Genomic DNA, 19,781 nt, shown 5'->3' with positions numbered 1-19,781 from the left:
TTGACCCAAGCATTGATTAATTGCATATTCGCAATTCCTAATCAAGCGCCGCTCGGCGTCAATACAAAAGGGGAGACGATGAAATTGCTTCGATCAATTTGGCTGTTGGCGTTTGCTTTCGCCTCGATGAATAGTGCCCACGCCCAGATGAGCGTGGATGCGAACACGATCAACCGGATCGCCGACGAAGGCTACAACCGCGGCCAGGTGGTCAATCTGGCGGAATACCTGACCGACCGCATCGGCGGCCGCATGACCAATTCCCCCGCGATGCGCGAAGCGGAAAAATGGAGCCAGTCGATGTTCCGTTCGTGGGGACTCGACGTGCGCACCGACGCCTTCGAATTCGGACGCGGCTGGTGGATCGAATCGGCGCACAGCCGCATGGTCTCGCCGCGCCCGCTTGAACTGCACTCGATCCCCGTCGCGTGGACCCCGGCCACCAAAGGCCCGGTCGCGGCCGACATCGTCGTCGCGCCGATCCGCAATGTGCGCGACCTGGCGAGTTGGAAGGGCAAGCTGAAAGGGAAGATCGTCCTGGTCAGCTATCCCGAGCCGCCGAAAGATGACCTCGGGCCCGCGTTCAAGCGCCTCGACGACGCCGAGATCGGCAAGTTGAATGCGTACCGCCAGCCGTCCTACGATCCGGAGCGGCCAGAAATGCTCAAGCGCTACCTTGAACTGGGCAAGGAACTGAACCGCTACATGGCAGCCGAGGGTGCGCTCGCGCTAGTCAAGATGTCGCGCGGGAATAACGGGCTGGTGCATGGCGAAGGCCGCTTCTACAAGGTCGGCGAGACCCCGGCGCTGCCCGAAATCGAAATGGCCGCCGAGGATTACCGCCGCCTGGCGCGACTGGCCAAGACCGGCCCGGTGAAGCTCGAAATCGACAGCCGCGTGCATTTCGATGACCGGGACACCAATGGCTATAACATCCTCGCCGACATCCCGGGCCGCGATCCGAAGGCCGGCTACGTGATGGCCGGCGCCCACCTCGACAGCTGGGTGGCGGGCGACGGCGCGGCCGATAATGGCGCCGGCTCGGTGGTCGTGATGGAAGCGGCGCGCATCCTGTCGGCCCTGCATGTGAAGCCGAAGCGCGCGATCCGCTTCGCGCTGTGGTCGGGCGAGGAACAAGGCCTGATCGGATCAAGCGCCTACGTGGCGCACTACCTGGCCAAGCGCCCGGTGTCGACCGATCCGGTGCTGGCCAAGATGCCGTCCTATTATTGGGACACCTACCCGATCATGCCCCTGCCCGGCTTCAATGACATGGCGGCTTACTTCAACCTGGACAACGGCTCGGGCAAGATCCGCGGCATCTACGCGGAGGGCAATTTCGCGGCGGTGCCGGTGCTGCGCAACTGGCTGGCGCCTTTCGACAGCCTCGGTGCGAGCAAGGTCGTCGCTGCGCCGACCGGCAGCACCGACCACGTGATGATGACGCGCCTCGGCCTGCCGGCCTTCCAGTTCATCCAGGATCCGCTCGACTACGGCTCGCAGGTCCACCACACCAACCTCGACACCTTCGACCACCTGCGCACCGAAGACCTGCGCCAGGCGGCTGTAATCCTGGCCACGGTGCTGCTGCAGGCCGCCGACAGCGACCAGCCGCTGCCGCGCAATGTGCTGCCCTCGCAGCCGACGGCGACGGATCCGTTCTTGTATCGGGATCCGAAGAACGATTAAGCGATCCCTCGAAAAGCACCGTCGTTCCGGCGAAGGCCGGAACCCATGCTGAGCAACGAGGCCCGCGGCCAACGACAACGCCGCGTAGATTCACACTCAGCATGGGTTCCCGCCTGCGCGGGAACGACGGTTTATTTTAGTACCTAGCTGTTCTCAAGCTGCACAGCGGAGATCACGCTATCGAGACGATTGCCATCGCAGCACATCGCTCTTCCCCCTTCGAAAATCGGGTCGACCAAACGGCTCAGCACCGAACCGCTGGGCATCTCCACAGCCAGACGCGCTCCCCGCTCCCATGCATGGCGCGCCGTATCGGCCCACAGCACGGGACGCGCCATGTTCGCGGCCAGATCATCGATGATGGCGCGACCGCCGAACAGTGCTCGCGCGGTGCTGCTGCTGATGTACGTGATCGACGGCCGACCAAGCGTTATGCCTTCGGTTGCTGCGGCGAGTTGGCGCGCCTGCGTGGCAAGCAGTTCGCAGTGCGACGGCACCGGCACCGCCAATCGTTCAGCGCGCAGCGCGCCATTTTTTAACGCGAGCGCGGCCACTTCCGCCATCGCCGCATCGGCCCCGGACACCACCAGTTGGCGTTCCGCGTTCAAGTTGGCGAGGTACACCGGGCTGGCCGGTCCATGCACGCTGGCGATGAGCGGTTCCAGCTGGCGCGCGGTCAGTCCACTGATCGCGGTCATGCCGTAGGCGCTTGGGTATGCGTCCTCCATCAGGCGCGCGCGCTTTTCGACCAGCCGCACGGCGTCACCGAAATCCAGCACGTTTGCCACCACCGCCGCAGGCCACGCGCCAATCGATAGTCCCGCCACCATCGATGGACGCGCACCATGCGTCGCGAGGACGCGCGCCATCGCTACGCCGGCGACGAGAAGGCAAAGCTGCACCGCGACGGTGGAGCGCAGCGCAGAATCGGTGTCGAGCGCGCCGACGTCGTAGCCAAGCGTGGTGCTGGCTTCTTCCAGCGTGCGCGTGGTCTCGGGATGCGGCGGCAGCGTGTGCAACATGCCGCTCTTCTGCGCGCCTTGGCCGGGGAAGGTGAACAGCACGCTCATCCCGGCTCCAGCGCTTCCCACGGGTCGGCCACCAGCATCGGGCCATGCGCGGTCTTGAGCAGCACCCTGCCCGCGCCGCGCGCATATTCCGACAAGGCGAATCCGCCGGCGCCGGTGTCGATCTGGATATCGAGGCGGCACGCCGCGCTGTCCCGCAGTGCGCACAGCGCGGCGATGACCGCCGTTTCAAGGCGCGCCGGCGCGCGCACCAGCAGATCGAGGTCGCTGTCCGGCCGCAGCACCGGCAGGCCAGTCGCGAGCCAAAAGCCCGCCCCGCCCACCGGCCCCCAGTCCAGGCCCAGCGCATCGAGCTGCGGCTTGAGCGACAACAGGGCCGCGACACAGGGCCAGTCGCAAGGTTCGATTGGTTCAGACAGCATCTCGGGCGAGACGCAGCGAACAACCGCGTCGGCATGGACGTAGCCAGCGCAGCGCTGGTTACGCTGCAGCCCGCGCGCACCGGCGGGTATCCGATCTCCGGCCACGACGTCCCTCCGCACCACCACCGGCGCCGCATCGTCCAGCCAAGCGGGCAGCTCAGCCGCCGGCTCGAACGATCCGGGCCGCAGCCACAGCAAGTCGTGCGGACGGAAAGGCATCTCAGCCCACCAGCGAGCGCGTGGCGAAGTACAGCAGCGACGGCCCAAGCAGGCAACCGAGGCCGGTGTGGAAGGTCGCGACCAGCGCGCCGTACGGCACCAGACGGCGGTCGGTGGCGGCCAGGCCCGCGGACACGCCGCTGACGGTGCCCGCCAGGCCGCCGAACACCATCGCCGAACGCGGCGTCTTCAGGCGCAGGAAGCGCGCCGCCATCGGCGTGCCGACCATGACCATGATCGCTTTCACCAGACCTGTCGCGATACTCAGCGCCATGATCTCGGAGCTGGCGCCGATCGCCGCGCCGGTCACCGGGCCGACGATGTAGGTGACTGCGCCGGCGCCGATGGTGGTCAGGCTGACCGCGTCGCGATAGCCGAAGCTCCAGGCCACGCAGGCGCCCACGATGAAGGGCAGCACGGTCCCCAGCAGCAGCGCGGCGGCGCCTACTAGTCCGGCCTTGCGCGCCTCGACGACCTGCACTTCAAACGCGGTGGCCACGATGGCGAAGTCGCGCAGCATGGCGCCTCCCATCAGCCCGACGCCGGCGAACACGGAGACGTCGGCCAGACCGGCCTTGCCGCCAGTGGCGATGCCGCCCCAGTATGCGAGGCCAAGACCGATCAGGATCGCGATGGCCGAGCCATGCACGCGGCCCATCGTCAGGCGGCGCGACATCTGCATCGACACCACCATCACCAGCCCGACCAGGGCGAAGGCCATCACCAGGCCATTATGCTTGACGGTTTTTTCCAGCAGTTCGATCATCTTGCTCTCCTCAGGCGCGGCGAGCGCTGATGGTGGGTTCGGCGTCAGCGTCGGCATCCTTGCTGTCGAATTCGGCCTCGTGGGTGGTGCGCTCGGTGCTGTTGATCAGCGCGATGCAGCCGGCGCAGGCCACCACGGTAGCGAAAGCCGCTAGCAAGGCCACCGGGCCGCCGCGCAGGGCCGACACCACGTTCTGCTGGGCGGCCATGGCCACCACCACCGGGATGTACATCGCCCCCCAGAAGCTCACACCCATTTCGGTCGGCTGCGGCATCAGGCCGCGCTTGTGCATGTACAGGCGGGCGCAGATCAGCAGGATCATGGCGATGCCGACCCCGCCGACGTTGGTCTTCACACCCAACAGGGTCCCGAGCAGGTCGCCCAGGAAGATGCCGAGCAGGTGGCACACGGCCAGCAATGCGGTTCCATAGATAATCATGTTTGTCTCCTCTAGCTTCAATCAGCAAGAAAAATAGCGGCGGCCTGATTTATTGTTTACGGCCTGGCGCAGTCGGGTCAACGGATGGTCGTCAGTCGGCGGCCTCCCATTCTGTCCGCAGCAGTTCGCGCACGCGGCGCGATGCCTGGCGGAGCTCCCCGTTCAGCCGTCCAGCGAGATCACGTTCGCGGTCCTCCAGGATGTCGGCCAGCGCGGCCTCCAGCGTGTTTCGGACCTGCGCGATATCGCCCTCGCCCGGCAGCGATGCGTCCTCGACCCGCAGCAGCTTCCACAAGATGCCGAGCGTGGCATAGCTCGCGATGTCGTAGGCCATCGGCGGCACGCTGGCGGCCAGCTTTTCAAGCGCGTCGACCGAACGCAGGGTGACGCGGGCGGCGGACGCCTTGCCCATCGCGTGTACCTGCACCCCGGCGTCGTCCAATGCGATCAGGCGGTTGGCCTGGTAGCCGTGGGCGAGGAAGGCGCCGGACATCGCCAGGCCGACGATCAGGCCGATCACAGGATGGCCGGCGATGCGCGCCTCGGCATAGGCGCCAGCGGCGCCAGCCAGCGCCAAGTGGATGCCGAAGGCTTCCTCGCGCCGGCCATAGGCTTGGCTGGGCACATCGATCACGGCGACGATCGGGCGCTTGACCGGCGCATGGCGATCCAGTTCGACCACCTCCTGCACGGCGCGCGCCAACTGCCAGCCCTCGACCAGCCCGACTTCGCCGCCGCGCGCACGCGGGAAGCGGTTGTCGGGATCGGGCACCACGGCGATGTAGCGCGCGGCCTGCCCGGCCAGCATCGCATCGCAGACCTGGACGGCGCGCCAGTCATGCACGGGACTCGCGCCGCCGGTGAGCAGGCGCAGCCACATGGCGCCGCGGTTCTTGGCTTCCTGTTCCATCATGCGTCTCCTTGGGCGTAGATCGCGCGCACGTCCGCCGGCGTCGGCTGCGCGGCGGTATCGACGCGCGCCAGCCGCGCCAGATAGTCGCTTGCGCAGTCGCTGCGGTGGCGCGCCGGCAAGCCCTGCGCGAACAGGCGCAATATCGTCGCCTTGATCTCATCGGTGTCGTCAGCCACGCAGGCGTCCACCAGGCCGCTGGCGTAGCGCTGCTCGCCGCCGGTCAGGCCCCAGATCAGGGCGCGCTGGCGCGAATCGAATTCGGCGATGCCGGCTTCCTGCTCGATCACCTGCGGACCGTTCAGGCCGAGGCGCGCCTCGCGCGTCATCACCAGGTACGAACACAGCCCGGCCGCGATCGACATGCCGCCATAGCAGCCGACGGTGCCGGCGCTGACGCCGATCACCGGCTGGTAACGGCGCAGGTCGACGATGGCGGACTGGATCTCGGCGATGGCGGCCAGCCCGAGGTTGGCCTCCTGCAGCCGCACGCCGCCAGTTTCGAACACGATCACGGCGCGCGTCGGCACGCCACGTCGGTTGTCGCGCGCCGCCAGTTCCAGCGCACCGGCGATCTTGGCGCCGCCGATTTCACCCATGCTGCCGCCCTGGAAGACGCCTTCGATGGCCAGCACCACAGTCGGGTGGCCGTCCAGCTTGCCCTTGGCGACGACCACGCCGTCATCGGCCTGCGTCACCAGATGCTGCTTCGCGAGCCATGGCGAATGCAGGCGCTCGAAGGGACCGGCCAGTTCGCGCATGGTGCCCGCGTCCAGCAGCGCAGTGGCGCGGCTACGCGCGCCGCGTTCGATGAAGCTGTCGCGCTTCAGGAATTGTTCGACGCTCATGGCGCGCTCCCTTTCTGTTGCGCCTCTTCGAAGGCCTGCTCGATGCGCATGCGCACCACGCCGGGCGTCGCGCCGTTGTCATTGATCTCGATGCGCGCGGCCGGCAGGCTGCCCTGCCCGAACACGCGCTCCAGCAGCGCCTTCCAGGTGGCGCCGTAGCCATCCACCGAGGTCTGCACCGCGACGGTCGTCTTGCCGGCGGCGGCAGGTTCCAGCAGCACTTCCAGGTCGCCCGAGGCGACCACGCCGGTCACCGTGCGCCCTTGTGCCGGCTGGCCTGCGCCGAACTCGAAGTCCAGTCTTTCCATGATTGTTCCGTCTCCTTTATTCGTGTCCGCGTTCGATGCGGTCCAGTAGCAAGCTGGCGGCCAGCAGGTCGGCCGCGCCGCCGGGCGAGACATGCAGCGCCCGCATCCGCGCTTCGAGCGCGTGCAGCGCCCTGCGTCCGTTCGGCGTGGCGATTCCGCCCAGTGCCAGCACGCGGCGCGCACCTTCCTGCGTCGACTGGAGCGCGCGACGTCCGCCGCGCACCAGCAGGCAGGTGTCGTCCAGTCCCGCCATCACGGCCAGCAGCGCGTTGACGCGGGCCTGTGGCTCGGTGTCGCCACGGGAGCGCGACAGGCACAGCATGGGCAGGGCCTGTCCGACCACGGCCGGGAATCCGGCCCGGGCCTGGCCGCGCGCGCCGCCCACCCCATGTTCGCGGCAGGCTTGCTCGCCCTTGTTGCCAGTCTGCGCGGGCGCATCGGGATCGTCGATGCGGGCCAGCATGCCGGCGGTGCTGGCAATCGCCGTGGAGTCCGTGGTCTCGGCATGGCGCGCGGCAGCCGTCACCAGCAGGCCGAGCGCCCAGATCGCGCCGCGATGCGTGTTGACGCCGCCGGTCGCTTCCATCATCGCGGCCTCGCCTTCGCGGCCGATGGCGCCGATGCGGCGGCGCAGCAGGCCCGGGTCACGAACCGTCGCGCCAGCCTCCGCCATCTGCTGAAAGGCCGGACGCAGCGCGCAGGCCGAGCGGCACATCAGCAACCAGCTCAAATCGTGGTGGGCGCCGTTGCCGCGCATGTCGACCAGGCCGGGCTTCGGCGTCAGCATGGCTTCGTCCAGCAGCGCGTGGACCGCCAGGTTCGCCAACGCTTCGGCTTGTGCCAGGCCGCTGGGGCGCTGGGTGAGTGAGTTCAACGCCGTCATCACCAGCTCCTGAACTTGGCCGGTGGGTCGTACAGGCCGCCGGACCAGTCGACCAGCTCCGCGATGCTCTTGGCCGCCAGCAGCGAGCGCGTAGCCTGCGCGCGCTGCACGCCCATATCCTCCGGCAGCGCGATCAGCCCTTGCTCCCGCATGCGCGCGGTCTGCTTCGGATCGTGGCGCAGTCCGATCGGCGTCACGCCCGCCACCGCCGCCAGCATCGCCTTGCGCTCTTCCAGCGAGCGCGCCTTGTACAGGTAGGCGATGCCCTCCTCGGTCAGCACATGGGTGACGTCGTCGCCGTAGATCATGACCGGCGCCAGCGGCATACCGGAGGCCTTGCCGACTTCGACCGCATCGAGCGTTTCGACGATGGTCGGCGCGGTGCCATCCTGGAAGGTCTCGACCATCTGCACCACCAGCTTCTTGCCGCGCGCGAGCGGATCGTCGGTCTCGACCAGATCGAGCCAGGCCGGCGTCGGGTGACGGCGGCCATGCGGATCGTGGCCCATGTTGGGCGCTCCGCCGAAGCCGGTCAGGCGGCCGTGCGTCACGGTGGACGAGTTGCCGGCGCCGTCCATCTGCAGCGTGGAGCCGATGAACAGGTCGACCGCGTACTGGCCGGCCAGCTGGCAGAAAGCACGGTTCGATCGCATCGAGCCGTCACGGCCGGTGAAGAACACGTCCGGCCGCGCCGCGGTGTAAGCTTCCATGCCCAGCTCCGCGCCGAAGCAATGCACGCTCTCGACCCAGCCCGACTCGATCGCGGGGATCAGCGTCGGGTGCGGGTTCAGCGTCCAGTTGCGGCAGATCTTGCCCTTCAGTCCAAGCTGCTCGGCGTAGGTCGGCAGCAGCAGTTCGATGGCGGCCGTGTTGAAGCCGATGCCGTGGTTCAGCGACTGCACCTGGTGGCGCTCGTACACGCCGCGGATCGCCATCATCGCCATCAGGATGTGCACCGGCTTGATGAGGCGCGGGTCGCGCGTGAACAGCGGCTCGATATAGAACGGTTTGTCCGACTGCACCACGAAGTCGATCCACGATCCCGGCACGTCCACGCGTGGCAGGTCCTTGGGATCGTCGACGATCTCATTAACCTGCGCGATCACGATGCCGTCGCGGAAAGCGCCCGCTTCCACCAGGGCCGGCGTGTCCTCGGTGCTGGGACCGGTGTACAGGTTGCCGGCGCGGTCGGCCTTGTAGCCGGCGATCAGGACCACGTTCGGCGCCAGGTCCACGTACAGTCGGCTGTACAGCTCGATGTAGGTGTGCAGCGCGCCCACCTGCAGCGTCCCCTCCTGCAGCAACTGCGAGATGCGCAGGCTCTGGGGGCCGGCGAAAGCGAAGTCCAGCTTGCTCGCGATGCCGCGCTCGAACAGGTCGAGGTGTTCCGGTAGGCTGACGCTGGGCATGATCATGTGCAGCCGCTGGACGCGGTCAGGGTCGAGCTGCACCAGGGCGCGGGCGAGGTAGTCGGCCTGCTTCTGGTTGTTACCTTCCAGCACTACCCGGTCGCCGCTGACGACCAGGTGTTCGAGCGCTTCCACCAGGCGGTCGCTGCGCAGCACCGGGCCGTCGGCCAGGTGGCGCACCGCGTCCAGGCGGCGCTGCTTCTCGCGGCGCCGGGTGTCCCACTGGCGCGGGATGGGGCTTGTGCTTCCCATGGAGTCTCCTATTGTCAACAGCGTTTGATGCCAGCATAGAAAGGGCGACCGGGCGATTCAATCAACATGATTTGCGTTTCTTTACTCTCAAGTTAATAATTGACCTCATGATCAATGAAGAAATCACGCTGAAAAAGCTGCAGGTCTTCCTGGCCTTCATGCGCCTGCACAACCTGACCAAGGTGGCGGAGGAGCTGGGCCAGAGCACGGTCAGCGTGCACCGCGCCCTGCACACGCTGGAGGAAGGATTGCACTGTCCCCTGTTCCGGCGCGAGGGCCGCAGCCTGGCCGCGCTGCCGGCCGCCTTCGTCTTCGCCAAGCACGCCCAGCGCGCGGTCGAGGAAACCGAGGAAGGCATCCGCAAGGCGCGCGAGATGGCCGGCGTGGGCAGCGCCAAGATGAAGATCGGCTCGCTGTATTCGCTGACCTTGGGCTGCATTCCGCAGCTGATCATGGGCGTGAAACTGCGCCGTCCCGAGCTGCAGATCGACCTGGTGCTGGGCTCGAACCAGGAGTTACTGCTCAGCCTGAAGGAAGGCCGGCTGGACGCCATCGTGGTCGGCTTGCAGGCGCCGCTCGATGACCCGCAGCTGCTTGCCGTCCCCCTGTTCCAGGACGAGGTGCGGCTGGCGGCGCCGCTCGGCTCGCCCTACGCCGGGCGTGAGCATGTCGACCTGCGCGAGCTGCGCAGCGAAAAATTCATTACCCTGGCCGGCGGTTTCGTCACTTCGGCCAGTTTCGACCATGCGTTCGAACAGGCCGGCTACGTGCCCGAGACCATCATGCGGGTCGGCGACATCTTTTCGCTGATGAACCTGGTCGGCAGCGGCATGGGCTACAGCCTGTTGCCGGGGCGCGTGGCCGGGTTCAGCGGACGCATCGACCTGATTCCACTGGATGCGCGCTACAGCTCGCAACAGGCGATCACGCTGCTGCTGTTGCGCTCGCGCGAACGCGACCCCAACCTGCTGGCTCTGGCGGCAGAGTGCCGTATGTACGGGACGCGCAAGCACTAGCGAACCGGGCTGGGTGCGGCAGCTACGGCAAGCGGCGGCCCGATGCGTTCAAATAGCGCGATCCGACCCGACCGCACGGAGCGCCGATGCACCGCAAGCAGGAACCAGACTGCCCCCACCCACGCCCCGGCGACTATCCGCCCGGCCAGGCGCTCCTGTACGCCGAATCGTTTTCGCCGAATACGGCCGAAGGGGCGTGTCCGCAGTGCTCCGGTCTTGGACGGGTTTACGAAGCGACCGAGGCCTCGATGGTCCCCGACGACAGCCTGACCATCCGCGAACGCGCCGTCGCCGCCTGGCCGCCGGCCCGCGAAGCGCTGTCGGTCACCTTCGCCGGCATGGACATCATGACGCTTTCGCGGCTTCCGCTCGAATGCCTTGCGCGCCTGCTGAAGCCCTACGCGGACGGCAGCAAGCCTTCGCCAAAGGACAAACCCGCAGAGCAGCTCATCGTCACGCGCCGCATCGCCGCCGACCTGTGCGCGCGGCTGGAGACGATGCTGGCGCTCGGCCTGGGCTATCTCGCGCTGGAACGAAGCACGCCGACCTTGGCGCCGGGCGAGCTGCAGCGCCTGCGCCTGGCGACCGCGGTGCGATCAAGCCTGTTCGGCGTGGTCTACGTGCTGGACGAGCTGTCGGGCGGCGAGGCGCAGCGCATCAAGCTCGCCACCGAACTGCAGCGCGCGACACGCGGCGGCGCGCTGTACGTACTGGACGAGCCAACCACCGGCCTGCATCCGCTCGACACCGACCGCCTGGTGGCGCAACTGGACCGGCGCGGGCGAGGCCGGCGGCAGCGTGGTGGCAACCGGACCACCTGACAAGGTCGCGGCGTACACAGGCAGCCGCACCGCGCCCTACCTGGCCGCTTGCCTGCACAATCACGCCAACGCTTGACCTGCGCAACGATTGATCGCATATTGCAAACAACCTCGACACCTTCGTGCACCATGCGGACGATTTTGCCCTTGTTGACCGTTCTGCTCCTGTCGGCGGCTTCGCCAGCAGCGCGTGCAGGCTGTTCGCGTCCGCTGGAAGTGCCGCTCGCTCCCCTCGGCTTCTCGATCATCCTTGACGGCGACAAGGCCAGCGGCGTCTTCGTGAACTTCATCGAGCAGGTCGCGGCCAGCGCCGGCTGCGAGCTTCGCATGCATCCGGTTCCGCGGGCGCGCCTCGAATTCATGTTCGAGAATGGCGGAGCGGACGTGATTTTGGCGGCGACGCGGTCGGAAAAACGTGACCAGTCCGGCCGTTTCATCCCTCTCGTGCAAAGCCGCGCCGTGATGGTGTCGCTGAACGGCAGCCGCCCTGCGATCCACTCGCTGGCCGAACTGATCGCCACTCCAGGCCTGCGCGTAGCCGTGGTGCGCGGCTTCGACTACGGCCCCGCGTACCAGAACGCGGTCGAGCAACTGAGCCGGCAGCACAGGCTCTTCCTCGAAAAGGACCCGCTGGAAATCGCGCGCATGCTCAAGGCAAAAATGGTCGACGCGACCATCATGCCGGCGAGCGCACTGTATGGCGCGGCGGTCGTCGACAAGCGGGTCAGCGACATCACGACCAGGCTCCGGATCGAGCCGCTCGGGGAGCTGCCCTGGCATCTCGGCGGGATGTACCTGTCGCGGCGCTTGTCGCAAGCCGACCAGGCCATCCTTGAAAAGGCTATCCTGGCCGCGAACCGCAACCACGCGCTGCTCAACGCCTACCGTCAATACTATCCCGCCGAGCTGGTGGCCGCGGGAACGCGCGCGTTGTAATCCTCGTCAGCTCCGGCGCGGGTACATCGCAAACATCCAGGCCAGGGCGATGAAATAAGCCGCCGGGATCATGGTGAACAGCAGCGTGTAGTTATTGCCGCTGCGGGTCAGCACCCAGCCCACGAGCTGGGTCATGAACATGCCGCCGATCGCCGAGCACATGCCGCCCAGCCCGAACACCGAGGCCACCGCCTCCTTCGGCGTCATGTCGATCGCCAGGCTCCAGATGTTCGCCGTCCATGCCTGGTGCGCGGCGATCGCGATCGAGATGTAGGCGGTCGCCAGCCACACGCCGCTGGCGGACGAGACGAACACCACCGGCAGCAGGCACAGCGCGCACAGCAGCATCGACAGCAGCCGCGCACGGACCGCATCCATGCCGCGCTTGACCATGAAGGACGACAGCGCGCCGCCAATGATGCTGCCGACATCGGCCATCAGGTAGATCACGATCAGGGGCGCGCCCAGTTCGGCGACGCTGATCCCAAGATGGAACTGCTGGTTCAGGTAGGGCGGCAGCCAGTACAGGTAGAACCAGAATACCGGCGCCGTCAGCATGTGGCCGATCGCGAAGGTCCACAGGGCGCGCATGCGCAGCACCTGGCGGTACGGCACGCGTGCCGCCGCCGGCTCCACGGTGCTGCGGATGTGGGCCAGTTCGCCGGCGCTCATGCGCGGGTGCGCGTCCGGGTCGTGGTAGTGCTTCCACCACGCGGCCAGCCAGGCAATGCCGAGCGCGCCAATGACGAAGAACACCGGCTGCCAGCCCCACACTGCGAGGATGAAGGGGATCATGATCGGCGTGAGCATGGCGCCGACATTGGTGCCGGCGTTGAAGATACCCACCGCCAGCGCGCGCTCCGACACCGGGAACCACAGCCGCGTGGTCTTCACGCAGCCGGGGTAGTTGCCGGCTTCGGCGAAGCCCAGCACGAAGCGGCACACCATGAACCCGGCCACGCCGGCCGCGAAACCGTGGGCCGCGGCGGCCAGGCTCCAGACCAGCACCGCCAGCGCGAAGCCGCGCCGCACGCCGAGGCTGTCCATCAGCCGGCCCTGCAGCGCATAGCCGATCGCGTAGCCGACCTGGAACCAGAAATTGATGTTGGCGTAGTCCTGCGCCGTCCACTGCATCGCCCTGGCCAGCACCGGCTGCATGATGCCCAGCGCGGCGCGGTCGATGTAGTTCAGGGTGGTGGCGCCGAACACCAGCGCCAGCATCGCCCAGCGCAGCTTGCCCTTGGCCGCCATCTTCCCGGCCGGCGCGGCTGCGCGCAGCGCAGCCGATCCGCTATCCACTTCCATAATGTCTCCGTCTTTTTCTACCGGTGTGCGGCGCATCCTTCGACGGGATGCTCAGTGTGCCGCCACTTCGTCCTTCACCTTAGCGTGCGCCCGGCCCCGCCGCAAGACCTGGTCGGCCACCCAGCGCGCCGAGTTGCGCGCGCGCTGCGCGACCATCGCGGGCGGCATCTGCAGGTAGTCGTCATTGAATACTTCGAAGCTGTAGTCGCCGCGGTAGCCGCCGAAGTGCAGGCGCCGCACCAGGTCCGCCAATTCGCGCGAGTGCTCGCCTTCGCCCGGGAACACGCGCAGGTGGCGCGCCGTTTCCAGCCGCTCTTCGGACGAGCGGATTTCGCGCCACATGAAGTCGGACAGCTGCACCATCGCGATCTTGTTCCACGGGATCTCGTCAATGGTGTCGAAGGGCGAGCGGTTGGCCAGCATATGATAGGAGTCGACAACGACACCCAGGTTGGCATGGTCGGCCAGCGCCACCACCTCCCATGCTTGGCGGCATTCGCTGATGTTTCGGCCCCAGGACAGGGCCTCGAAGCCGACCCGCACCTTGAGCGGCACCGCCAGGTTGGCCAGCTTGGCAAGGTCGTCCGCGATCTTGCCGGTATCCGCGCTGGCGTGCTTCGAGGTGGACGAGCACACCATCAGCAGCGGCGCGCCGACCGCATGGCAGATCTGCAGCATGCTCTTGGCCATGTCGACCTTATAGTCGTGCAGCGTGCCTTCCAGGCCCTCGTAGTCGCGCATCACCTGGATGCCGGTGACGCGGATGCCGCTCGCGCGCACCAGCTTCGCAGCCGCCTCGACACCGCCCGGAAAATTGACCATGTCCTTCGCCCACAGCATCAGCTGGGTGAAGCCGGCCGCGCGCGAGGCTTCCAGCTTGGCGCCAAGATCGCCCGCGAGCGTGATCGTGTCCATGCCAAACTGGCTAAGCTGCATGGCGCGCCTCCAGCGTGTCGTGCACCAGCTCGAAGCTCACGCCGCCCTTGAACAGCTGGGTCAGCGCGCCCTTCCCGTTCGGCTTGACCGGCTCGCGGTCGACGAAGGCCACGCCGCGCTGCTCCAGCGCACGCACCGCCGCGCCCACGTCCGGCGTGCCGAAGCCGATCCGGATCAGCTCCTCGTCCCAGTGCACATCCTCGCTGCCCGGCGGCGGTTCGACCAGCTGCAGGTAGAAGTCCTCGCACGGGCTTTGCAGCAGCGTCCCCTTGGGCAGAATGCCGAAGCGGGTCTCTTCCGGCAGCACGCGGAAATTCATCAGGTGCTGGTAGAAGTCGACCCACTCCGCGCTGCGGCCGGCGCCGATCGACTGCACCACGCCGAAGAAGTGCAGGCCGGCGATGGCCGCCGGCGCCACGTCCGTCGCGGCGGCGGGCTTGAAGTCGACGTCGTAGATCGAGAAGTCCTGGCAGCGGTCGACAAAATAGAGCACCGCGCCACCGGGACCGTAGACGCCCGGGATGTTCAGTTCCATCGCGCCGGCGCGGGTCGGGATCGCCCACGCGCCGCGCGCCAGCGCCTGCTCGTAGGCCAGCGCCGCGTCACGCACCCGGAATGCGATCGCCGACAGCGAGGTCCCGCCCGGTTCGTCCTGCACGCCGGAGCGCGCGCCGGGATCGGCGTTGACCACCACGTTCATGCCGCCCTGGCGAAACAGCAGCACTTCGCGCGAACGGTGCCGCCCGACCTGCACAAAGCCCATCTGCTCAAGGACGCCGCCCAGCGCCAGCGGTTCCGCCGTGATGTATTCGATGAACTCGATGCCGTCGAGGCCAAGCGGATTGCTGGGTTCCGGATTGTTTTCCCGTGTCTTCATGTCTCCTCCTGCTGCTCTCATTCGCCTGCGGCCTGCTGCAGGTCCTGGAAATGCTGCTGCATCCGTTCCGCGTCCGGGCTGATGCCGGTGAATAGCTCGAAGGCTTTCACGGCCTGGAACACCGCCATGCCGCCGCCGGTGGACACGCGGCAGCCGATGCGCGCGGCTTGCTGCAGCAGCGCGGTCTGGATCGGGAAATAGACGATCTCGCTGACCCAGTGCGTAGGGCGCAGCATGTGCGCCGGCAGCGGCAGGCCCGGATGCTTGGCCATGCCAGTGGGCGTCGCGTGGATCAGGCCATCGCTGGACGCCATCGCGGCGCCCAGGTCGCCCGGCGCCGCGGCTCGGCCGGCGCCGAAGCGCTCGCACAGCGCGGCGGCCAGCACGGCGGCGCGCGCCGGATCGGCATCGAACAGGTCGAGCCGCCGCACGCCCATCGCGAGCGCGGCATGCGCGGTCGCGGCCCCGGCCCCGCCCGCGCCCAGCTGGACCACGTGACCCAGCGCGACGCCCGGCAGGCTGCGCCGAAAGCCTTCGGCATAGCCCCACCAGTCGGTGTTGTGGCCGATCCGCTTGCCGTCCTTGAACACCACCGTGTTCACCGCGCCGATCGCGCGCGCGTCCTCGCACAGTTCATCCAGCAGCGGGATCACGGCCTGCTTGGCAGGATAGGTGATGTTCAGGCCGGCGAAGCCCATCGCCTCGGCCGCGTCGAGCAGCCCGGGAAGCCCGTCGAGGCCGAGGCCGAGGCGGTCGAGGTCGATGATCTGGTACAGGCAGCGCAGCCCCTGCTGGTCGCCCTCCCGCTCGTGCATGGCGGGAGTGAGGGAGCGCTGGATGCCGGCGCCGATCAGGCCCAGCAGGATTCGTCGTTTGCTCGTCAGTGGCATGATGAAACTCCTTATTGAGCCCATCATATACTAACTATTTAGTTAGTCGCAACAGAAATCAGGCCCATGTTGTGGCCGGCGAGCTTGTTCAGGGAGCGCGCACGTAGCGCAGGATCATGTCGATGACGGATTCGCGCCGCGCCTCGTGCACTTTCTTGCTGGCGAGGTCGCGGTCGAAGATATAGCTGAAGGTGTAGCGGTTCGAGACGTTGTAGAACGACAGCGCGCTGATCGACATGTGCAGGTCGACCGGATCGAGGTCGGCGCGAAACACGCCTTCGGCAATGCCGCGCTGGCACAGGTTGTCGAGCAGACCGATGGCCGGCCGGTTGATCGCCTGCAGCTCGGGGATCTTGCGGATGTACTCGCCCTGGTTGATGTTCTCGCTCATCACCATGCGGATGAACTCCGGGTGCACGGCGTGGTAGTCGAAGGTAGCGCTGACCAGGCGGCGCAGGGCCGGCACGGGCGGCAGGTCGTCGATGTGGAATTCGCTCTCGATCTGGCGGAAGCGGCGGTAACTCTCCTCCAGCGCGGCCACGTACAGGTCGTCCTTGCCGCCGAAGTAGTAGTAGATCATGCCCTTGTTGGCGCCGCTTTCGGCCGCGATGGCATCGATGCGCGCGCCGCTCAGGCCGTACCGGGAGAACTCCTGGATCGCGACATTCAGGATTTTGTCCCGGGTGCCGTCTTCCTCCGCTTTGGCGATCGCGGCTTTTGGTTTGCGTGCTTTGGTAGTCATAAAGTCAATTCTAAACGATCGGGCCATGCCGTGGCTCAATCAAAATTTCTTCGCTGGCGATTATTGCACTAACCAGTTAGTACGATATACTCGACTGTGTCCATCAGGAGACAACAGGAGACCGATCCATGAACAAGAACCTGCAACAGGCAGTACTTGGCCTGGCATTCGTTGGCGCGGCCGGCTGCGCCGCCGCGGCCGCCCCTTCCACCACCATCGACAGCGGCCGCATCGAGGGCAAGCAGCTCGCTTCCGGGGTTCAGGCCTACCTCGGCATTCCCTACGCGGCGCCCCCGGTGCGCGAACTGCGCTGGCGCGAACCGCAGCCGGCGCCGCATTGGGATGGCGTCTGGCACGCCGACCGCACCGGCCCCGAATGCATCCAGCTGCTGCGGCGCAAGGACATCAACCACTACTTCGGCGAGGAAGCGACCAGCGAAGACTGCCTGTACATGAATGTGTGGGCACCGCGCAACGCACACCCGGGCGCGAAGCTGCCGGTGGTGGTGTTCATCCATGGCGGCGGCTTCACGGTCGGCTCCAGCGGCATGGCGCTGTACGGCGGCGCCAGCGTGGCGGCGCGCGGCGCTGTGTTCGTCAACTTCAACTACCGGCTCGGCATCCTCGGTTTCATGGCGCATCCGGAACTCACCGCCGAGTCGCCTCATCATGCCTCGGGCAACTACGGCTTCCTCGACCAGGTGGTGGCGCTACAGTGGATCCAGCGGAATATCGCGCGCTTTGGCGGCGATCCGGCCAAGGTCACGATCAGCGGCCAGTCCGCCGGCGGCGCCTCGGTGCTGGCGCTGACCGCGAGCCCGCTGGCGAAAGGCCTGTTCCAGCGCGCCTTCATCCAGAGCGGCCCTGCCCTGAACGATGCGCCCTCGCTGGCCGAATCCGAGCAGACCGGCCTGCAAGTGCAAGGGGCGGTCGGCGCGAAATCGCTGGACGAGATGCGCCAGCTGCCGGCCGACCGCATTTTCGTAGTCCAGCGCGACTTCCAGTTCGGCGAATCGGGCTCGGTCACCGTCAAGCCCAATGTCGACGGCTACTTCCTGCCTGCCAGCGTGCCCGCCATCTATGCGGCCGGCAAGCAGAACGACGTGCCGACCGTGGCCGGCTTCACCGCCGACGACATCAGTCCCAGCCCGCTGCGCCTCGTGCACACGCTGGTGGACTATCGCGACAAGGCGCGCCAGGTGTACGGCGACAACGGCGAACGCTTCCTGCAGCTGTACCCGGCCAGCACCGATGAGGAGGCCGCTGCCATGGGCCGTCTGTCGGCGCGCCACGCGATGATGGAAAAGGCCACTTACGCGCTGGGCCGCGCCCACAATGCCACCGGCAAGACGCCCTTCTACATGTTCCTGTTCTCGCGGGTGCAGCCGTTCAACCCCGCCGCCAAGCCCTTCGATTCGCCAACCGGCGCCTATCACACCTCGGACGTGCCCTACTGGTTCCAGACCCAGGATGCGCTCAACCTGTTCCGGCCGACCCGCATCTGGGGTGAACCGGACCGCGCGCTGTCGGCGCGCATGATGGACAGCCTGCTTGCCTTTGCCCGCACCGGCAACCCGGCCACGCCAGCGACGCAGTGGCCGGCATGGCGCGCCGCCGAACCGCGCTACGTGGACTTCGGCAACCAGGTCGGGGTCGAACGCGAAAACAGCGCCCAGCTCGAATTTCAAAACGTGCCGGCGCACTTCGTACCGGCCGGCGCCGCGATCCCGCGGCTGACCAGGGACTGAAGATGACAAGCACGCCGAAACCACTGGAATTTTGCGGCCGCCGCCTCGGCGGCAACGGCCGCGCCCTCGTGTGTACGCCGCTGGTCGGGCGCAGCACCAGGGCGCTGCTGGCCGAGCTGGCCTCCATCCTGCCGCAGTCGCCGGACCTGATCGAGTGGCGCGCGGACTTCTTCGACGCCATCGCCGACCAGCGGCAAGTGCTGGCCGCCGCCAGCCAGTTGCGCCAACTGGCCGGCAGCGTGCCGCTCATCTTCACGCGCCGCGCCAGCCACGAGGGCGGCGAGCCGCTCGCGATGGACGAGGACAGCGTCGTCGAACTGTATGCCGCGATCTGTGCCAGCGGCGACGTCGATTTCGTGGACTACGAGCTTAGCCAGTCCGAGCATCACCGCCGCCGCGTGCGTGCCGTATCGCAGGCGCATGGCGTGGCGTTGATCGTGTCCTGCCATGATTTCGATCGCACGCCGGCCTCGGTCGACATGCTGGAAACGCTGGCGCGGGCGGAACGCGAAGGCGCGGACATCGCCAAGCTGGCGGTCATGCCGCGCGACCCTTCCGACGTGCTGCGCCTGCTGGAGGCCACGCTGCAAGCCCACACGGCCCTGCAAATCCCGGTCATCACCATGTCGATGGGAGCGATGGGTGCGCTCAGCCGCACCTGTGGATGGCAGTACGGTTCGAGCGTGACCTTTGGTGTCGGGCACCGCGTATCGGCTCCCGGACAGATCCCCGTTGGCGTACTGCGCAGCACGATGGCGGCGCTTGGCGCGGCCGGATGAAAGGAGACGACATGCCTGATCTATCACGCCGCAAACTGCTGGCCGGCCTGCCCGCCCTGGCGGCAGTATTATCCGGACCAGGGCGCGCCGCGCCAGCGCCGGATGCGCCCCGGTCGGAATTGGTCTACGAAGCCGTGGTCGACATCGGCCCGATGGTAACGGTCGGCGATTCGCCGCTGGGCGTGCGCCGCCTGGTGCCGATCACCGGCGGCACCTTCGAAGGCCCCGGCCTGCGCGGCACCGTACTGCCCGGCGGCGCCGACCGCCAGCTGGTGCGCAAGGATGGCGCGCGCCAGCTCGACGCGTTGTACGAGATGAAGACCGACGACGGGGTCATACTCACGATTCACAACAAGGTGTTGATCGACGATCCAGTCGGTGGGCGCCGCTATGCGTTCTCCACGGTGGAGATCAGCGCGCCGGAGGGCAAGTATGGGTGGCTGAACCGGCTGGTGTTTGTCGGTACGCTACAAGCATTGATGCCTGCGCGCCAGGCGGTTTCGATCCGTGTCTACAAAATTAACTGACGAACAGCCGCACGCCGGAATACCGGGCGAA

At 67.2% G+C, this 19,781-nt stretch carries 20 protein-coding genes and 1 pseudogene; 7 read left to right on the top strand and 14 right to left on the bottom strand.

The features are described 5' to 3' along the window. Positions 1–126 precede the first annotated feature (126 nt). Positions 127–1,689 (top strand): M20/M25/M40 family metallo-hydrolase, encoded by a 1,563-nt coding sequence (locus NX778_RS01875; RefSeq protein WP_258809983.1) that lies wholly within the window; start codon positions 127–129, stop codon positions 1,687–1,689. A 143-nt stretch (positions 1,690–1,832) separates the two neighbouring features. On the opposite strand, the gene mdcH is transcribed toward NX778_RS01875, so the two are convergent. From mdcH to mdcA, 9 genes are all read right to left on the bottom strand, one after another. Next, positions 1,833–2,759: a malonate decarboxylase subunit epsilon gene (mdcH, locus tag NX778_RS01870; RefSeq protein ID WP_258809982.1), complete on the bottom strand. Its 927-nt coding sequence runs from the start codon at positions 2,757–2,759 to the stop codon at positions 1,833–1,835. Beyond that, positions 2,756–3,358: a malonate decarboxylase holo-ACP synthase gene (locus NX778_RS01865; protein ID WP_258809981.1), complete on the bottom strand. Its 603-nt coding sequence runs from the start codon at positions 3,356–3,358 to the stop codon at positions 2,756–2,758. The genes mdcH and NX778_RS01865 overlap by 4 nt, the downstream gene beginning before the upstream one ends. A gap of 1 nt (position 3,359) precedes the next feature. After that, entirely contained in the window at positions 3,360–4,124 is a 765-nt protein-coding gene (gene madM, locus NX778_RS01860) for a malonate transporter subunit MadM (RefSeq protein ID WP_258809980.1), read from the bottom strand. Positions 4,125–4,134: 10 nt separating this feature from the next. After that, positions 4,135–4,563 carry a malonate transporter subunit MadL gene (madL, locus tag NX778_RS01855; RefSeq protein ID WP_258809979.1) on the bottom strand — a complete coding sequence of 143 codons (429 nt, stop codon included), beginning with the start codon at positions 4,561–4,563 and terminating at the stop codon, positions 4,135–4,137. 91 nt (positions 4,564–4,654) lie between these two features. Further along, a complete protein-coding gene (gene mdcE / locus NX778_RS01850) occupies positions 4,655–5,476 on the bottom strand; it encodes a biotin-independent malonate decarboxylase subunit gamma (protein WP_258809978.1) in 822 nt (273 codons plus the stop codon). Continuing rightward, entirely contained in the window at positions 5,473–6,321 is an 849-nt protein-coding gene (locus NX778_RS01845) for a biotin-independent malonate decarboxylase subunit beta (protein WP_258809977.1), read from the bottom strand. The genes mdcE and NX778_RS01845 overlap by 4 nt, the downstream gene beginning before the upstream one ends. After that, on the bottom strand, positions 6,318–6,629 hold the full coding sequence (locus tag NX778_RS01840) for a malonate decarboxylase subunit delta (protein WP_258809976.1): 312 nt from the start codon (positions 6,627–6,629) through the stop codon (positions 6,318–6,320). The genes NX778_RS01845 and NX778_RS01840 overlap by 4 nt, the downstream gene beginning before the upstream one ends. Before the next feature lie 16 nt (positions 6,630–6,645). Next, positions 6,646–7,512: a triphosphoribosyl-dephospho-CoA synthase gene (locus NX778_RS01835; protein ID WP_258809975.1), complete on the bottom strand. Its 867-nt coding sequence runs from the start codon at positions 7,510–7,512 to the stop codon at positions 6,646–6,648. Continuing rightward, entirely contained in the window at positions 7,512–9,173 is a 1,662-nt protein-coding gene (mdcA, locus tag NX778_RS01830) for a malonate decarboxylase subunit alpha (RefSeq protein WP_258809974.1), read from the bottom strand. Before mdcA ends, NX778_RS01835 begins: the two co-directional genes overlap by 1 nt. Before the next feature lie 107 nt (positions 9,174–9,280). Here mdcA and NX778_RS01825 point away from each other — a divergent pair, with 107 nt between their 5' ends. From NX778_RS01825 to NX778_RS01815, 3 genes and pseudogenes are all read left to right on the top strand, one after another. Beyond that, positions 9,281–10,189 carry a LysR family transcriptional regulator gene (locus NX778_RS01825; protein ID WP_258809973.1) on the top strand — a complete coding sequence of 303 codons (909 nt, stop codon included), beginning with the start codon at positions 9,281–9,283 and terminating at the stop codon, positions 10,187–10,189. A gap of 116 nt (positions 10,190–10,305) precedes the next feature. Then, a pseudogene (locus tag NX778_RS01820) lies at positions 10,306–11,086 on the top strand (hypothetical protein); the annotation flags it as partial. A 71-nt stretch (positions 11,087–11,157) separates the two neighbouring features. Next, entirely contained in the window at positions 11,158–11,946 is a 789-nt protein-coding gene (locus tag NX778_RS01815) for a substrate-binding periplasmic protein (protein ID WP_258809972.1), read from the top strand. Positions 11,947–11,952: 6 nt separating this feature from the next. Here the strand turns inward: NX778_RS01815 and NX778_RS01810 are convergent, their stop codons facing one another. From NX778_RS01810 to NX778_RS01790, 5 genes are all read right to left on the bottom strand, one after another. Next, positions 11,953–13,251 carry an MFS transporter gene (locus NX778_RS01810; protein WP_370661299.1) on the bottom strand — a complete coding sequence of 433 codons (1,299 nt, stop codon included), beginning with the start codon at positions 13,249–13,251 and terminating at the stop codon, positions 11,953–11,955. Between the two features lie 51 nt (positions 13,252–13,302). After that, positions 13,303–14,187 carry a sugar phosphate isomerase/epimerase family protein gene (locus NX778_RS01805; RefSeq protein ID WP_258809971.1) on the bottom strand — a complete coding sequence of 295 codons (885 nt, stop codon included), beginning with the start codon at positions 14,185–14,187 and terminating at the stop codon, positions 13,303–13,305. Beyond that, the gene (locus tag NX778_RS01800; protein ID WP_258809970.1) at positions 14,177–15,064 is read right to left on the bottom strand and encodes a VOC family protein; all 888 of its coding nucleotides are present in this window, start codon (positions 15,062–15,064) and stop codon (positions 14,177–14,179) included. The genes NX778_RS01805 and NX778_RS01800 overlap by 11 nt, the downstream gene beginning before the upstream one ends. Positions 15,065–15,081: 17 nt before the next feature. Continuing rightward, a complete protein-coding gene (locus tag NX778_RS01795; protein WP_258809969.1) occupies positions 15,082–15,954 on the bottom strand; it encodes a shikimate dehydrogenase in 873 nt (290 codons plus the stop codon). 88 nt (positions 15,955–16,042) lie between these two features. Continuing rightward, positions 16,043–16,696 carry a TetR family transcriptional regulator gene (locus NX778_RS01790; protein WP_258809968.1) on the bottom strand — a complete coding sequence of 218 codons (654 nt, stop codon included), beginning with the start codon at positions 16,694–16,696 and terminating at the stop codon, positions 16,043–16,045. Between the two features lie 128 nt (positions 16,697–16,824). Between NX778_RS01790 and NX778_RS01785 the strand changes: the two genes are divergently transcribed. From NX778_RS01785 to NX778_RS01775, 3 genes are read left to right on the top strand one after another with little or no spacing between them, the layout of a single operon-like run. Beyond that, positions 16,825–18,444: a carboxylesterase/lipase family protein gene (locus NX778_RS01785; protein WP_258809967.1), complete on the top strand. Its 1,620-nt coding sequence runs from the start codon at positions 16,825–16,827 to the stop codon at positions 18,442–18,444. A gap of 2 nt (positions 18,445–18,446) precedes the next feature. After that, positions 18,447–19,223: a type I 3-dehydroquinate dehydratase gene (gene aroD, locus NX778_RS01780; protein ID WP_258809966.1), complete on the top strand. Its 777-nt coding sequence runs from the start codon at positions 18,447–18,449 to the stop codon at positions 19,221–19,223. An 11-nt stretch (positions 19,224–19,234) separates the two neighbouring features. Beyond that, a complete protein-coding gene (locus tag NX778_RS01775) occupies positions 19,235–19,750 on the top strand; it encodes a DUF3237 domain-containing protein (RefSeq protein ID WP_258809965.1) in 516 nt (171 codons plus the stop codon). Positions 19,751–19,781 lie beyond the last annotated feature (31 nt).

Source organism: Massilia terrae, from assembly GCF_024753145.1.
Classification (GTDB): domain Bacteria; phylum Pseudomonadota; class Gammaproteobacteria; order Burkholderiales; family Burkholderiaceae_D; genus Telluria; species Telluria terrae.
The sequence above is the reverse complement of the archived record's forward strand: the minus strand, read 5'-3'. Positions and strand labels throughout refer to the sequence as shown.